Here is a 16060-nt window from a genome sequence, read left to right on the forward strand (position 1 = left end):
AATAATTTAACTATGAAAAATATCTTGGACTTCCAGTTAGGTGTGTATTACGCAGATAGTAGACACTCCATTCCGGGCCAAACTGTGCACCCGAACTTCTGCCTTAAATTTCAGGAGGCATCTTAGCCTTTAGGCCAAATATATTCAAATCCCGAAAATTCAACTTTACCCATTTCTTGGATAAGCTTTTTTGTTTTTTGCATTTTGACTGATAGCGGATAGCTCATAAGGCTTTTTTTTTGATCAGGAGGGAGATTGTAGCGTCGCTTTTTGATAAATCTGCTTGTCTAAAGAAGTCTTCATGGATGTGCTTCAGAATTTTGCAATGAAACACAATTAGAGGTGCGCTGATTAATTTTAATGATCAAAAAGGGTATTCGGCTCATATCGGTTTTTCTGAGGCTAAAAACCGCTTAAAATGAGCCGAGTGACCACTTTTCAGCGAAATCGACTGATCAATTTGGGCCGTAATATGAGGCCACGTTCCGCGAAAGAGGTGGCCACATATGGAATAATCCCCAGTCCTACATGTCTATCAGCTCTACTCAACAATTGTATTACTTCCATATTATCAAGATGCCATTCCCTGTTTATCACATTCGGTTGGAAACTTTTGTAATATCCCTGGTTTATTTGCTTTCCTGAATTGTATTTGTTCATTTTCAATAAATCTTAAATAAAGATATACTTATTTAAGTAAACAGCAAAAAAACTTAAATAAAGAAGTGGTTATTTAAGTTTAGGCGTCATTTGGTTAATTAACGCGGGGCTAATTTAAGAGTGAAAAGACTTGGACTCAATGCCATCTAAATTAGCCAAAAGCATCAAATCTTCCTGAAAGGTGTTCGACAAATGTAACGCTTGGGCTACTTCTCCCATCTTGGGAACAACATGGGAAATTATCTCATGGAAATTATTAAGAGAGCCTTCAGATTTCTGAAGGCTTTTTTTGTCTAAGGTAATGGAGCCGACTATAATTTAACAGGTGTTGAGCTTTAATCTATTTTTTGAATAAGTCAAAATAATCTTTAAAAACATAAAGCTTGTTTCTTTGAGCACCGGATATCTCACTCAAAATCTCTAGTTGTTCTAAATCATTAATCAGTTTATAAGCTGTTACATAAGATTTTTGGATGATTGTTTCAACATTGCTGACATTAATCACAGGCTGGGTATATAAATAATCGATTACTTTCTGTGCATTTATATTTCGGTTACCTAATGTTTTCAGTTTTATTTCTAAGCTTTTTTGCAACTGAAGAATTGCATCGAATGTAGTGACGCCTTTCTTGGCGGTTTCTATAATCCCTGTTAAGAAAAACTTCAGCCATTGAGATATGTTGTTTTGAGTCCTCGCTAACATCAGGTTATCGTAATATAATTGCCGGTTATTTTCGAAAAAATCTGAAAGGTATAAGATAGGTTGTTTAAGAATTCCTTTACTTACCAAGTAAATTGTGATAAGAAGCCTGCCTACACGGCCGTTTCCATCTAAAAATGGGTGAATAGTTTCAAACTGATAATGAATAATAGCAATTTTTATTAGATCGGGTAATGGGTTTAAATCATCATTTGCAAACTTCTCTAGATCAGACATAAGTTCATCAATTGATGTATGTACTGGTGGAATAAAAATTGCATCATTTAGAGTTGCCCCACCAATCCAGTTCTGACTACTTCGATATTCCCCTGGGAGCTTGTGCTCTCCTCTAACCCCTTGTAATAATATCTTATGAGTTTTCTTAATTAAACGAGATGAAAAAGGTAGGCGGTGTAGTAATTTTACGGCCTCATTCATGGCACTTATGTAATTCTGAACTTCTTCCCAATCATCTCTTTTCTCAGCAATTATTTCGTCTTTACTTAAAAAGGCCTCTTCCATATTTGTTTGAGTACCTTCAATTTTCGAAGATTGTGTAGCTTCTTTTGCAATATGCATTCGTATGAATAATTCTATGTTCACATATTCGGAATATATATCTAGCCGTCCTACATGTCTATCAGCTCTACTCAACAATTGTATTACTTCCATGTTATCAAGATGCCATTCTCTGTTTATCAGGTTCGGTTGGAAACTTTTGTAATATCCCTGGTTTATTTGCTTTCCTGAATTGTATTTGTTCATTTTCAATAAATCTTAAATAAAGATACGCTTATTTAAGTAAACAGCGAAAAAACTTAAATAAGAAGACGGCTATTTAAGTATAAATGGTATTTGGTTAATTAAAGTGAGGCTAATTTAAGGGTTAAAAGACTTGGACTCGGTGCCATCTAAATTAACTAAAAGCATCAAATCTTCCTGAAAGGTGTTCGACAAATGTAACGCCTGGGCTACAAAAACTCCCATCATGGGAACAACATGGGAATTTATTCCATGAAAATTATTAAGAGAGCCTTCAAACCTGAAGGCTTTTTTTGTTGACTTTTTTAGCGCAGTCTTTTTAAATGAAATTTTAAACACGTATATTTGGTTAGCGGCATGTAGCGAATTTTGTCTCGCAGCCCGGTCAACAGATCATCGCCAATGTTGGCTAAAAGCATTAATCGTCCTTGAAAGAGTTCAATATTGGTAAAAGCAAGTAATCCTATGGTTACTGCCTTTTTACGACTGATTTTTTGATTCTTGTCAAACACCCAACACCCAAGTCACATCAAAGGCATCAGTTACTTCAATTAGTGTTTGTTCTTCATAATTCCTGGAACGCAGGCCCCTGCGGCCAGATTTTATCTTCTCAATAAGAACCTTCCGATCATCGGTATTTTTACACTGTAAAAAAATAGAAAGATAATTCCCAATTTTTCTTCCTTCGTTGGGGACCAGATCCGAACCGTGAATGACTATACTATCAGAAACTAACGAGCCGCTAATGACTGGTTTTTCTATGTAACCCTGTAATTCCTTGTCAAACGTTTCAAAATGCAGCATGCCGCCAAAACACGTTTGGTAAAACGTAAGTGCCCTTTTACAATTTCCGGAAAATGTGATAAAGATCCCGCTGGTAAATTTATCGCTATTGTTAACTAACATACTATTACTGATTTGCCACTTTGGTTGATCAATTATTTCTTTTTAGTAATTGCTTTTTCCTCATTTTCCTTTTTCCTGAATGCCACAATTTTTTTAATTAGCTCTTCAGGGAGCGACTTATTTGTGGGAAATTGGATAACTGCTTTACTTGTTTTGTACCCTTCCAGATCAGCCTTAAAGTGTTTCCAAAAGGCTTCACTAAAGGGGTTCGATAAGGAGATGTGATTAGGAAATGCACAATAGTATATCAGGTAACCATTGTATTTAAAGCAAGGTATTTGATAACTGATACTTTCGTCTGCATCCGGTACTATTTCATGGATAATTTTCCTGATCGTTTGCATTCTTTCGAGCGCTTCGCCGCTAAATACCTGATGGTACTCATCAATCGATTGGTAGTTTGTTTTAGCCATTGTTCTGAATCTTATTATTATAGATGTAAGAAACTGCAAGAATGCCCAGCACTATAAGTGGTAATAACATAAACCCGATATTTTGATCTACACAGGCATGGCTGATGAATGCATAGATTAAACTAAATGCCAGTCCTGCATATGCCCATTCCTTTACCTTACCCTGGATTTTAGGAAAAGAGATTGCTATAATTCCAAGTACCTTGCAATAGATGAGCGTATAAGCAAAGTAATCAGGGTATCCTAAAGGTTTTGTACCTGCATTTACATATTCTGGTGCAAACAGCACGGTACCCAGCGGCATTACCCCCTCCCATAGTATGAGGATAGAGGTAGCCACCCAAAAGATTATTTTATTCTTTTTCATCTTGTTAATTTTTATTTGTTTCTAGTTATTTGTTTTCTACGTATTTCACGAAATTATTTAAAATAGCCTGCCAACCTTGTTTCTGAAATTCAGGATCATTTTCTGTTTCTGGATCAAAAGTTGTTGTTAGCGTGGTCGTATCGTTTTTCTCTTCAAACAATGTTGTGGCAGTTCTGCCGTCAGCCATGGTATAAGCTATTTCCTTATGCAATTCAACCTTGTCATAAGTGCCTTCAAAATCAAAACCAAAACTGCCATCTTTAGCTTCCATTCTATTTTTAAACTTGCCGTTTATCCGGAGGTCGTTTTCGCTGCTTGGCGTATGCCAGCTTGGGTCTGGGGTATTCCATTGCGTAATGTCGGCCGGAGTATTCCAAGCCTTCCAGACTTTCTCTACAGGAGCTTTAACTGTTGCTTCTACCGTAATTTTTGTTTGTTCTGCCATGATATGTATTTTTAGTGAATGTTATGATACAAAGATGCTACAGGCTCTGAAACTTAGTCTGTTGTAAAAACGACAAATTAAGGGTAGGATTACGACAAAGCATGTGTACCTTTAAATAAGACAAAATATTATGCAAGTTTCAGTTTTCGTTCCCCAGTATGGCGTAATAGAAGCTATTACGCCGGCATTCAGAACCTTTAACACGGCCAATGAGTTTCTAACGACATTCGGTAAAAAACCCATCTTCAAAGTAGAGTATGTAGGCTTAAATGAATATGTACCTGCCAACAACGGCGAGTACACGGTAAAAACAGACAGGCTGCTCAAAGATGTTACCCATACTGACCTGCTCATTATACCACCCACTTTTGGAGACACCAATGCAGGAATCGACGCCAATGCAGAGGCAATACCTTACTTCAAAAAGCTTCATCAAAACGGCGCCAGCCTTGCCAGTTTATGTATAGGTGCTTTTCTGCTGGCAGAAACAGGCCTGCTAAATGGAAAAAAATGCTCTACCCATTGGGCACACATAAGCGAGTTTAGAGAAAAATATCCACTGGTAGAAGTTGAAGACGGTGCTATCATCACAGAACACAATAACATTTATAGTAGTGGTGGCGCAAGTAGTTTATGGAATTTAATCTTGTATCTGGTGGAAAAATTTTCCGACAGAGAAACGGCTGTGATGATCTCCAAATATTTTGCTTTAGATATAGGTAGAGACAGCCAATCACAGTTTGCCATTTTCAAAGGGCAAAAAAACCATGGTGATGCAGACATTCAAAAGGTACAGGCTTATATAGAAACAAATTATGAGGACAAAATAAGCATCGAAGATTTGGTAAACCTTACAACTGTTGGACGGAGAACTTTCGAGAGAAGATTTAAGGATGCAACAACCAATACGCCAATAGAGTATATACAACGGGTAAGAATAGAAGCTGCAAAGAAGTTTTTTGAAGCCTCACGAAAGAATGTCACTGAAGTAATGTATGGTGTGGGTTATACCGATACCAAAGCATTCAGGGATATTTTCAGGAAGATAACAGGTCTTACGCCAATAGAGTATAGAAATAAGTTTGCAAAGGTAGCGAACGAGGTATGATTTGCCGTTCAAGGAATTTTGCATCAACTACGGTTGCTATATAAAAAAAGCTTTACTATTTCTGAAGTATACTTTGAGAATAGTAAAGAATTTCTACGGACGTCATCTATGTCCCGCAGTGTCGAGGCATCTGAATCAGAAGTAAATCACAGCATTAACTGGGATGAGACATACAGGTAAAACAGCTGATGCAGGATTCTGCTATAGTTCAGAAGTATTACTTTGATCTTGAACGCACGGATAATCGTACATTGTTTTCTGAACCAAATTACGAAACTATTATTACGCACTTACTCGACAAGGAGCGGATTCTAAAGAAAAAGTATTAATAGCGATTGATGAGATTCAACTGGTGCCAAACCCGCCAAGTATACTGAAATATCTATATGATACTTATGGTATTAAGTTTATTGTGACTGGCTCAAGTGCATACTACATGAAAAATATGTTCTCAGAGTCTTTGGCTGGGCGGAAGAAGCTCTTTGTATCAGTACCTTATTTCCCAGGTATGTGTCCCAGATTTAACATTTCTGATTACCCAAAATTTGCCATCGGGTATTGCTTTTAATGACCTCCCATCTATAAGTATCCGGTCATTTTCTGTTTGTTTTGGTAAATAAACTACTCCTGTGGTATTGGAGGGGATGTTAATCTTTAACTCGAATTGAGTGGAGGACTGATTAAAAGCAACATTGATTTTTCCGCGCAAGGTTGATAACTGGAGCTCAGCCGAACGAAGTGTTCCTGGTTGTGGTTTTATTTGTATAGTTCCAAAGGCAGGAACTAATGGTTCGACTCCCATAAGTTTCCTGACAATAATATTAGCAGGAGCAGCACCCCAGGCATGATTCCAATCCTGATTGTTTTTATAATCCGTATCCCAGGCTTCTGTTGTCATGGTTGAGCCGGAACGGAGCATATTATGCCAGCTGCGCTTGTCTGTTGAGGTTAAAAGCTGTAAGCCATAATCTCCTTCATTCGCATCATATAGAGCATCTAGGAGAAACTGTGAGCCGTAAACACTGCATGCCATTCCTCTTGTACGGATATGAGCTATTACCTTTGCCTTGTTCTCATTTGGCACCAGGTTAAAAGCAAGAGCTAACATATTAGCATGTAATGAGCTGTGCATGGTATCTTCACCATCTTTTATTGTTCCTGTGTTTGGATCTATAAAACTATGTTGAAAGGCTTGTTTTACTTTGTTGGCTTGCCGCTTATAGAATGCGGCATCTTCTTTTTCTCCTAATGCCTGAGCCAGCTCCTGCATGCAAATCAAGGCTTGATAATGAAAGGCATTTACCACTGCATTATAGTCTGTGAAAACAAAACCATCTGTTTCTCCGGGATAGGAGGGTGGTAGCCCAAAACCTCCTTTTTGTGGCCAATCTACAATGTCTTTTAGCACTTTTTCTCCATTAAAAGTAGAGAAATGGATGGATTTGGTAAAGCTACTGTCTTGTTTACCCGTTCTGGTACTAATTAACCCGTCGGGTCTGGCAAGGGCAAGCAGCAGTTTTGGTTTTAATTGAGGGTAAAGTAGCTGTACAGTTCTGATGTCACCAGAATAGAGGTAATCATTCCAGGCCACCAGCAGGTTTTGTAATGACCATTCGGTTGGCCAGGTGGCATGATAAATCAGGTAATCTAAAGACCTTTTGGCCATGTTAAATTCAGCATCGGAAGCATAGTGCGATAACTGATTAATTAAAGCATCGGCTTCGTAAGGAATCCGTTCACGGTCGCCATCAACATACAGGCCTGTAAATGAAGTGGCTTTAATAGTGTGTTTAGAAAGATCCCAGATTTGGTTTAAAAGGGTGTCGGAGCTTTTAAATGATGAGGCTTGATCATTAAAAGGATAGTTTACAGCATAACGCTGGACCTCAATTACTGTTTTGTCATTCTTTTCCAGTTCTACATATCGAAAGGGAAGTACCTCGCCGATGTAATCGGGCATAAGTATGGCCTTAGACCCGGTATTACGTTCATCGGCTAAAAATTTAAGATCATAACTGTGGTCTCCCTTTTGCAATGCCAGTTTTAATAAACGGTAGCGGATAGTACCTCTTGGTTTTCTTTCCACGCGCCCTGCAGCGTCTATTGCTTCGCCCACATGGATTTGCAAGGTATCTCCATCGGACGGCGATTTGATGCGTATTTTTAATTGAGCAAAGGCATCATTCCCAAAATCGTATAAAGTATTAAGACCGTTTAATTGCTTACTGGAAACGGGTTTTTCTAATGATTTTACAAGAGGTTGATGAGCAGCTCGGTAGGACTTTAGTGCGCTGTCGGTAATAAAAGAGGTGGGTTTTGAATAGTCACTTGCGATTTGTTTATTGTTCCAGGTATTTACTTTCCAGTAGTAAATAGTATTTGGGTTAAGCTTGCGCCCGCCGTAAATGATACCAGTCTGTTGGCCTTTAATTACTTTTCCGGAATCCCAAAAATCTCCTTTATTCGCTTTGAGGTTTTCTAAGGAAGATGCAACAAGAATTCTATACGCGGTTTGTGAACTGCCTTTAGAACTATCATTTACTACCCATGAAAAATATGGGTTTTGATTAGCTACGAGTGCCATTTGATAGGGAGTGCCTGATTGCTTTGCCTCCGGAAGCGATAGCGCCACTGGCATCCCATTTTTCCATACTTTATCGGCATTCAAAAGCAAATCAACTCTCAAATCTGAAGGAGGATTAAGCGATTGCGCATTTGTTTTTAGGGAGACTAATAAAACTATAGCGAGGAAAAGGTTGCTTCGAGGATGCATAAGGTGTACTTGGTTTTAACAATAATAATTAAATAATATGTGTAATACCGTAAAACTTATGTTAGAATTACCTGCTTTAACTTTTTGGTATCTTTACGAACTGAACATCTTACAAAATGACCCATATTTTAGATAACCCTATCTACAATGCTTTAAATTCGGCTCATAGTGCTTTTTCGAGCGGAACAGATCACGTAAAATATTACCTGGAAGAGGTTGCTTCATTTGCCGGTCTGAAGGACAATTCGAAACTTGATTTTGAAACACTTTATGAGAACAGCCCTTTGGAAAGCCTGTTTATTGTTTTTACACCTTCTGCTGTAGCTATCCCTGATCAGTGGAAACTTGTTGCACAGATTGATATGTTTCAAATGATCTATGGATCTAAAGAGATTCCGGTAGGAACCGATATTGATTTTGTGGATTTAGATAAATCACATGTTGGTCAGATGACAGCTCTTGTAGAGTTAACCCAACCGGGGCCGTTTAGAGCAAGAACCATAGAGTTTGGAAATTATACGGGTTTATTTAGTGGCGGTAATTTGGTAGCAATGGCAGGACATAGGCTCAATCCTACACCTTTTAGGGAGATTAGTGCGGTATGTACGCATCCAGACCATCTTGGTAGAGGCTATGCCTTTGAGCTACTTCGTGAGCAGATCAAAAGGATACTAAGGAAATCTGAAATTCCTTTTTTACATGTAAGAAATGATAACCATGGCGCCATTAAGCTGTACAAGAAGTTAGGGTTTGATATAAGGGCTGATATGTTTGCTTACGTTATAAAGAAGTAAATAAGTAACAACCTTTCTAACCAATAGAAAGGTTGTTACTTATTGCTTTAGTGTCTGAATTATTTTTTAATGTATTTTAATAGTCTTTTGAATATCTCAGTATTAGAATATACACCTCTGAAATCATCGGAATGAGGGCCATAAGCAAACACCGGAACCGGAACAGCTGTATGGTCATTTGTAGAAAATTCGCCTAATACATAGCCTGATTGAATGTCACCATCAAGAAGTGTTAGTCCTCCGGTTTCATGATCAGCTGTAACCACTATAAGTGTTTCGCCATTGCTGTCTGCAAATTCAAGTGCTTTGCCAATCACCTTGTCGAAATCAAGATTTTCGGTAATCACTTGTGAGACGTTGTTTCTATGGCCACCGTAATCGATTTGTGCGCCTTCAAGCATCATGAAAAGACCTTTTGGATCTTTAGCAAACTGTTGAGTTGCTTTTAAAAAGGCTTCCGTTAAAAATTCCCCACGGCCCTCAATTTTTGGTCTTGTTTCGTTATCCGCAACAAGTCCAACCAGTTTTTCTGCATTGCTTTTTTTGAAATCTTCAAAAGTATAGGTCACGGTATAACCTTTTTTTTCTAATAATTCAACGGCAGTTGTGCCATTTAAGGTTTTCTTAAAGTTTGAGATGCCGGAGCCCAGGAACATATTGATTCCTGAAGTGTGCATGTCTTGCGCGATTTGGGGTTCCATTGAACGATCGGGCTGATGTGCGTAGAACGCTGCTGGAGTAGCATCGGCAAGGTCGCCAACAGAAATAACGGCAGTTTTTTTACGTTCTTCTGCAGCATAGACAGCTAATGATTTCAATGGTTTTTCTGTTGAATCTACGCCAATTGCGCGGTTATTTGTTTTTTCTCCGCCTGCCATTGCAGTTCCGCCCGCTGCCGAATCGGTGATGTAAGTATCTGCAGCATTTGTAACAGAGACCCCAATGTTGCGCATCTTAAATAGATTGAGCTGACCTTGATTTGCGGTAAATGCAGAATATATTTGGGTAAGGCCCATTCCATCGCCAATTAAAAGAATTACATTTTTTATTTTTCCGTTTTTGCCGTCTGATTGATAGGTGGGCTGGTATGTTTTGTGGATTTCTTTATTGATATAAATGTTTTTATCCAGGTCTTTTATAAAGTTTCCAAGTGATTCTACAGCATCAGTGCCTATTAAATCTACGTGTAGATTCATTAAAGCCAGCCAGGAGCTTTTTGTATCAGGAGTAGCCCAAAACCGGATCTTTTTTCCTTCTGCATGGACACTATCTATAAGTCCTTTGACCCTTGTGTAGTCGGCATGCTCTAATCTACCTTTTCCATTCCATTTGCTGTAAGCGGTGAATGGGAAGCTTACTAATTCTACATGTTTTGATTCTTCGGGTGTATGTTGTAATGGCCATTCCCCATCAAAATAGATATAATCAGGATAGTTTTTGTAATCGTTTGGTTTTGGTCTGGAACCACTTATTGTAATGGTCAACTGGCCGGCATGCGTGCTTGTTTTAAGGATGTCTTTATGAGGTTCCAGCTGCTTGATTAATATAGCTAAAGCGGTCGGGTAATTTTCTTTAATGTCGATCAGTAAATGAAGTTTGCGTTTAGGGTCTTTCTGTAACGCTGCTATTGCAGGTTTAATATACGTGCCATATAGTGTAATTGAAGGGTTAACATGCTCCTTACTATGGGCAACAAGTAAGTCGTTGTTTATAGGGAAAATGTCTGCCTCAATGGAACCGAATCCTTTTTGAAAAGCTCTTTGGAAAGGAATGTCATTTTCATAGTCATTATGAGAATGAGCGTTTAATAAAGCGTATTTAGCTTCTTTGTTAGAAGCCTCCTGCGCCTGAGAATAATTAGCGCTAGCGGTTAATAAAAGTGCAAAGAGACCCGCTTTAATAATTTTTTTGATCGGTTTTTCTGTTTTCATTTCTAATATGTTCTTGTTTGCAATATGGCAGGTATTGCATTTATGTACGTTTAGCATTGATGTGATCTATTTGTTGGATCTACTTGCAGAACAGGAATGTAAATCTAACAAATGGTTTGATTAGGTAGCTGATGATTTTAATAAAAGCAAAAAGGTGTCCGATATTAACGGACACCCTTTTCAATTTTCTTTATTTACCAGCCTGGTGTTTGTTTGTAGGCACCATTGCTTCTGGTGATTTCATCAGGACTTATTGGCCATGCCATTTTTGAAGCATTAAAGTTGCGTGCGGGCCATACTTCCTTTACTACGAATGGTGAGTTTGGATTAGTTTTATCTGAATGATCACGGCCATGAAGGGAACCATTAATTTTAGCAAAATCTCCCCATCTCTTTAAATCCTGTAATCTATCAGTCCACTCACAAGCAAGTTCCACACGACGTTCATGTTTCAAATCATCTAAAGTTGGTGTGTTTATTGATGGTAGGCCAACTCTTGTTCTAAGTTCATTTAAAGGGGTCGCGGCCTCTCCGTTTTTACCTTGTTCTATTAACGCCTCAGCTTTAAACAAAAGTATTTCAGCATAACGTATTAAAGATAAGTTAAGCATGGTGGTTGGATAATCACCACTAGGGTTAATTTTATCATTTGAGGATGCATCCCCATCAGATCCATAACCAAAAGGCTCCATGTATTTATTGATTTGGAAGCCAGAAAGACTATTGGTAGAGAAATATGATCTTTCCTGCCCAAAGAATTTGAACTTATCACCAAATTTCAAAATAGTAACTTCACGTCTAGGGTCATTTGCTTCATATTCGTTATAAAGCTCAAGTGTTGGTTGGAAATACCCCCAGCCGTTGTAGATTCCCCAGCCTTTATTTTCAAGACTTACACCTGGGAATTCTGAGCCCCCATCTACTCCAGAAGTAACGGACCATATATATTCTGAACTCCAGTTGTTGGCAATTGTAAATACACTTTGGTAATTCTCTTTGCCGTTTGCTTTTCCAGTAATTAAAGCACGATGTCCTTCGTTTTTTATTTTATCACAAAGAGGAGGAACTAATTGCCATTTAGTTTTATCGTATTGTGCCCAATATGCATAAGCTTTTACCATATATGCCCAAGCGGCTGCTTTATGTGCTCTTCCACGGTCTCCAGCACCATAGCTTTCAAATAATGGTAATAAATCTGCTGCTTTTCCCAGATCAGATATAATCTGTGCATAGTTGTCGGTTACTGATTTTAGCTGAGGTGGTATTCTTTTGCCATATTCAGGATTTTCTACCGCATCAAATGGTACGCCCTGATCCTTATGGCCCCAAATATAGGCAATCCAAAAATGTGCGAATCCCCGAACAAAATATGCTTCTCCTAAAGATCTATTACGAATAGCTTCACTTGCCTGGCTTGCTTTTGGAATTTCTTTAATTGCATCATTTGCCTTACTCAACATCCAGTATAAGTCATTCCAGCCGCCTGTTAAATAACCCTCTCTACCACTAGGGATAAAGTTTTTGATGTTCTCACCATCAGCTTTTGTTCTTCCTACAATAAGATCATCACTTGCATTTTGTACCCAGAACAGGTCTCTTCCCCAGGTTGATTCATAGCGCATTGGAACATATAAAGCTGCTACACCTTTTACCAACTCCGCGTCTGTACGCCAAAAAAATGCTGTTGATGGCTCTCCTGTGGGTTTATTGTCAACCCAACTTTTTTTACAGGCACCTAACAATAACAACAGTAAGGCTGTAAGTATATATTTAAAATTCTTTTTCATGATTGAATTGCTTTGATCAGAGTTTAAGTTTTAGTCCAAATGTATATATGCGAGATAGGGGGAATTGCCCTCCATCTAGCCCTATGCCGCCAACCTCAGGATCCATTCCTGTGTATTTTGTGAAGGTAACAAGGTTGTCTGCGCCTACGAATATTCTTAAGCTTGATTTAAAGGGCATGTTTTTAAAGGTATATCCCAAAATAACACTCTTTATACGTAGGTAATCTCCGTCTTCGAGGTACCAATCTGATGCGGTTTGGAAATTTTGATTCTTGTCACTTGCAGAGATTCTTGGAATGTTGGAGCCAGTGTTTTCAGGTGACCAGGCATCAAGAATTTTATCCCATCTGTTGTATCCTTGCTCTGATCCATTAAGGGTAGATTGTTTAAATGCATGGAAAAGTTTTACTCCACTAACTCCTTGTAAAAACATACTGAAGTCAAAGTTTTTCCAAGCTAAATTAGTTGTAAAGCCGTAGGTGAGTTTTGGAGCTGCACTTCCCATATAAGAACGGTCGGCATCATCAATTTTTCCATCATTATTTAAGTCTCTGAATTTAAAATCGCCTGCCTTTGCATCAGGCTGAATTTTCTTTCCATCCTTTACATACGCGTTTGCTTCTGCGTCTGATTGAAATATTCCCTCATTTTTTATCAACCAATATGAATAGTACGGTTGTCCAACTATTGAACGAAATGGTCTTAATACCGTTCTCCAATTATCTGTATGTAACCAGAAAGACTGAGGGTTTTCATCAATGTATTCGACTCTGTTTTTTAGGGTGGCAATGTTTGCCCCAAAATCATAACTTAATCCTCCGGCATTATCTTTCCATGTAGCTGCTAACTCATAACCTGTATTCCTTATTTTACCCTGATTAATTAAAGGGGCTCCTAAGCCAAATGTATTGGTCCATTCAGTATCTTTTTCTTTAATCAGGTCATATGTTAATTTGTTAAAATAATCACCTGTTATTGATAGTCTCTGGTTTAAGAAGCTAAAGTCAAAGCCGATGTCTTTCTGCTCAGAGGTTTCCCAGGTTAGTTGAGGATTAAACAAACTTCCTAAAGAAAGAGAATTGCTTCTTGGGGCACCATCACCCACCTGATTTGTATAGTTAGCACTTAATCTAGGGTAACCATATCCAAGATCCTCTATTGAAGCCATATTGCCTATTCTTCCCCAGCTGGCACGGAATTTTATTAAATCAACTCCTTCAACATGAAAGAAAGGTTCTGAACTTAACTTCCAAGCAGCAGTCACCCCCGGAAGTCCCTTGCCGCGATAGTCTTTAGCGATACGACCGGCCATATCGTAGCGATAACTTCCTGTAACAAAATAACGATCTGCCCAGCTATAGGAAAGTCTTCCTACATAAGATGCATTTCTGTCATATTCGTATTTATCTTCAGGTTTATTCTGATCAAAAATGGTCGCATTGATAAAATATTGAGCCCACTCTTCTTCCGTTTCAAAGCCTTTGCCTATAACCTTTAATCTGCGGACTCCTTGATCTTGTGCTGTCATCGAAACCATTGCACCAATACTGTGTCGGTTAAATGTTCTGCTGTAATTGGCCGTGTTTTCCCAGATCCAGTGGAAATTGTTGTTTGTTTCGTAAGTTAATGTATTTTGCGAGTTTGGTTTTCCTGGCTCTGTTCTTTTTGGTTCGAAATTTTTCCATAAAGAATTGGTTTTGCGATAAGAGAAGCGAGATAAAACACTTAAGCCAGGTATAATGTCTGATATAGATAATTCTGTAACTGACTGTAAATCGCTGGTTTTATTATAAGGTTTGTTTCTTAGTAATGTTGCAACTGGGTTAATTACATCGCCATGAATACCTAAATAATTAGAATCTCTTGGGCCAACGCCCCCGAATGACCCATCTGGATAATAAGGCGTAGCAGAACTTGGCATATAGATGGCAGAAAGAATAGTTCCTGAATAGCCGCTTTCTGTTTCCGTCCCTCTATTGTCATTGTTATTCCAAAATACTTCCTGTCGCAACTTGATGTTTTTGGTGAATTGGTAGTTAGAGTTAAAACGAAGAGAGAGGTTTTGATTGTAAGTATTTAATAAAGTTCCCTCTTCTCTTTCATAACGTCCCTGGATCAGGTTGGAGAATTTTTCAGTACCAGCATTTATACTAACATTATGTCTTTGGATTAAGCCTGTTCTGAAGATTTCATTCATCCAATCTGTTCGGGTTACTTGTGCATATGGATTTTTTGTAATATCCCAGCCTTCTGAAGGATTAGATCCGGAATTTGTTAAAGCAAGGTTAGCTACTTTTGCCTCGTTTTCAGCTGTTAGGGCATGAGGGAGGCGCCATGCATTTTTTAGCCCGGTGAAGCCGCTATATTCTACACTTGGATTTCCTTGTTTAGCTTGACGAGTTGTAATTAGGATGACACCGGCAGAGCCAGAAAATGCGCCATAAATCGCAGCAGACGCAGCATCTTTCAAAATTGTTATTGATTCAACATCAGCCGGATTGTAGGGGGCGTTCGGAACACCATCTACAACGTACAATACATTCTCATTTTTTCTGGAACCGACACCCCTGATTGTTATTTTTGGTGATTTGTTGGGATGCCCTCCGTCGTTAATTGCCGTTACGCCAGGAACTTTTCCCTGAATCATTGAAGCGACGTTTAATACCGGCCGGTCTTTAATCTTATCCATATCCGGAACTGTTGCAACAGCAGCAGAGAGATCTTGTTTTCTGGAGGTTCCATAACCAATTACGACAATTTCATTTAAAGATTGTCTGTCAGTTTTAAGGACTACATTTAAACTAGCTGAGCTTCCTACAGTGATCTCTTGCGCAAGATATCCCATATAACTGAAGACAAGGATTGACTGATCATTCTCGACAGCAATGCTATACTTTCCTTCTAAAGTAGTCGCAGTTCTTTTATTTGTCCCTTTTAATTGAACGGTTACGCCAGGTAAAGGACCCACAATATCATCTGCCGTTACTGTACCGGTTACCATACGCTCAATGGGCGGTTTGGCCGGTTTAGGTGGTGCGGGCTTTTCATCAATGATAAGGTTGTTGCCAATTTGTATGCAGCGTAGATTGGTTTCATCCAGAATCAGCTTTAAAGCTGTCTCCATTGAGATCTGACGTGCACTAATGCTGGTTTTTTTTTCATTTCTTTTAATTAGTGCCTCTCCAAAGGAGAACTTGATGCCAGTTTGTTTCTGAAGGGTTTGGAAGCATTCTTTTAAACCAGCATTTTTAAGCTTTAGGTTTAACTGTATCTTGTTCAAATCCTGACTATTGGCGCTGTTTGCAAACAACATTCCTGTTAAGGTAAGTTGTACAATTAGTGTGATTGCAGATATCTTCATAATAAATCTGATACATGGGTGGAGGTACAATCCTTTTTGCATATTTTTGTTTG

At 38.5% G+C, this 16060-nt stretch carries 11 protein-coding genes and 1 pseudogene; 3 read left to right on the forward strand and 9 right to left on the reverse strand.

Going from position 1 to position 16060, the window contains the following annotated elements; all coding sequences use genetic code 11:
• Nucleotides 1-1000 precede the first annotated feature (1000 nt).
• The 5 genes from AC6CH7_RS15420 to AC6CH7_RS15440 all read right to left on the reverse strand — a co-directional run bounded on the left by AC6CH7_RS15420 (nucleotide 1001) and on the right by AC6CH7_RS15440 (nucleotide 4253).
• A complete protein-coding gene (locus AC6CH7_RS15420) occupies nucleotides 1001-2125 on the reverse strand; it encodes a Fic family protein (RefSeq protein WP_498263600.1) in 1125 nt (374 codons plus the stop codon).
• Between the two features lie 501 nt (nucleotides 2126-2626).
• Entirely contained in the window at nucleotides 2627-3028 is a 402-nt protein-coding gene (locus AC6CH7_RS15425) for a VOC family protein (protein WP_498263601.1), read from the reverse strand.
• 32 nt (nucleotides 3029-3060) lie between these two features.
• On the reverse strand, nucleotides 3061-3441 hold the full coding sequence (locus AC6CH7_RS15430) for an iron chaperone (protein WP_498263602.1): 381 nt from the start codon (nucleotides 3439-3441) through the stop codon (nucleotides 3061-3063).
• On the reverse strand, nucleotides 3434-3808 hold the full coding sequence (locus AC6CH7_RS15435; protein WP_498263603.1) for a DoxX family protein: 375 nt from the start codon (nucleotides 3806-3808) through the stop codon (nucleotides 3434-3436). The genes AC6CH7_RS15430 and AC6CH7_RS15435 overlap by 8 nt, the downstream gene beginning before the upstream one ends.
• Nucleotides 3809-3833: 25 nt before the next feature.
• A complete protein-coding gene (locus tag AC6CH7_RS15440; RefSeq protein WP_498263604.1) occupies nucleotides 3834-4253 on the reverse strand; it encodes an SRPBCC family protein in 420 nt (139 codons plus the stop codon).
• A gap of 130 nt (nucleotides 4254-4383) precedes the next feature.
• Here AC6CH7_RS15440 and AC6CH7_RS15445 point away from each other — a divergent pair, with 130 nt between their 5' ends.
• Together AC6CH7_RS15445 and AC6CH7_RS15450 are read left to right on the forward strand one after the other, a co-directional pair.
• Complete coding sequence (locus AC6CH7_RS15445) at nucleotides 4384-5361, forward strand: GlxA family transcriptional regulator (RefSeq protein WP_498263605.1); 978 nt, start codon at nucleotides 4384-4386, stop codon at nucleotides 5359-5361.
• Between the two features lie 310 nt (nucleotides 5362-5671).
• Nucleotides 5672-5929, forward strand: a pseudogene (locus AC6CH7_RS15450) (AAA family ATPase); the annotation flags it as partial.
• Here AC6CH7_RS15450 and AC6CH7_RS15455 read toward each other — a convergent pair.
• Nucleotides 5849-8134, reverse strand: a complete 2286-nt coding sequence (locus tag AC6CH7_RS15455; RefSeq protein ID WP_498263606.1) for an alpha-L-rhamnosidase-related protein — start codon at nucleotides 8132-8134, stop codon at nucleotides 5849-5851. The pseudogene AC6CH7_RS15450 and the gene AC6CH7_RS15455 overlap by 81 nt on opposite strands.
• Before the next feature lie 116 nt (nucleotides 8135-8250).
• On the opposite strand from AC6CH7_RS15455, the gene AC6CH7_RS15460 reads away from it, so the two are divergent.
• On the forward strand, nucleotides 8251-8928 hold the full coding sequence (locus AC6CH7_RS15460) for a GNAT family N-acetyltransferase (RefSeq protein WP_498263607.1): 678 nt from the start codon (nucleotides 8251-8253) through the stop codon (nucleotides 8926-8928).
• Between the two features lie 59 nt (nucleotides 8929-8987).
• On the opposite strand, the gene AC6CH7_RS15465 is transcribed toward AC6CH7_RS15460, so the two are convergent.
• From AC6CH7_RS15465 to AC6CH7_RS15475, 3 genes are all read right to left on the reverse strand, one after another.
• Nucleotides 8988-10859: an alkaline phosphatase gene (locus AC6CH7_RS15465; RefSeq protein ID WP_498263608.1), complete on the reverse strand. Its 1872-nt coding sequence runs from the start codon at nucleotides 10857-10859 to the stop codon at nucleotides 8988-8990.
• A gap of 194 nt (nucleotides 10860-11053) precedes the next feature.
• Nucleotides 11054-12646, reverse strand: coding sequence for a RagB/SusD family nutrient uptake outer membrane protein (locus AC6CH7_RS15470; protein WP_498263609.1), 1593 nt, complete (start codon nucleotides 12644-12646; stop codon nucleotides 11054-11056).
• A 16-nt stretch (nucleotides 12647-12662) separates the two neighbouring features.
• Nucleotides 12663-16007, reverse strand: coding sequence for a SusC/RagA family TonB-linked outer membrane protein (locus AC6CH7_RS15475; protein WP_498263610.1), 3345 nt, complete (start codon nucleotides 16005-16007; stop codon nucleotides 12663-12665).
• Between the last annotated feature and the right edge of the window lie 53 nt (nucleotides 16008-16060).

Source organism: Pedobacter sp. GQ55, assembly GCF_059758925.1.

Coding starts and splice junctions, on each gene's coding strand:
- AC6CH7_RS15465 (WP_498263608.1), bottom strand. CDS start 10,859: ATGAAAACAGAAAAACCGATCAAAAAAATTATTAAAGCGGGTCTCTTT.
- AC6CH7_RS15475 (WP_498263610.1), bottom strand. CDS start 16,007: ATGAAGATATCTGCAATCACACTAATTGTACAACTTACCTTAACAGGA.
- AC6CH7_RS15455 (WP_498263606.1), bottom strand. CDS start 8,134: ATGCATCCTCGAAGCAACCTTTTCCTCGCTATAGTTTTATTAGTCTCC.
- AC6CH7_RS15445 (WP_498263605.1), top strand. CDS start 4,384: ATGCAAGTTTCAGTTTTCGTTCCCCAGTATGGCGTAATAGAAGCTATT.
- AC6CH7_RS15420 (WP_498263600.1), bottom strand. CDS start 2,125: ATGAACAAATACAATTCAGGAAAGCAAATAAACCAGGGATATTACAAA.
- AC6CH7_RS15460 (WP_498263607.1), top strand. CDS start 8,251: ATGACCCATATTTTAGATAACCCTATCTACAATGCTTTAAATTCGGCT.
- AC6CH7_RS15440 (WP_498263604.1), bottom strand. CDS start 4,253: ATGGCAGAACAAACAAAAATTACGGTAGAAGCAACAGTTAAAGCTCCT.
- AC6CH7_RS15425 (WP_498263601.1), bottom strand. CDS start 3,028: ATGTTAGTTAACAATAGCGATAAATTTACCAGCGGGATCTTTATCACA.
- AC6CH7_RS15430 (WP_498263602.1), bottom strand. CDS start 3,441: ATGGCTAAAACAAACTACCAATCGATTGATGAGTACCATCAGGTATTT.
- AC6CH7_RS15470 (WP_498263609.1), bottom strand. CDS start 12,646: ATGAAAAAGAATTTTAAATATATACTTACAGCCTTACTGTTGTTATTG.
- AC6CH7_RS15435 (WP_498263603.1), bottom strand. CDS start 3,808: ATGAAAAAGAATAAAATAATCTTTTGGGTGGCTACCTCTATCCTCATA.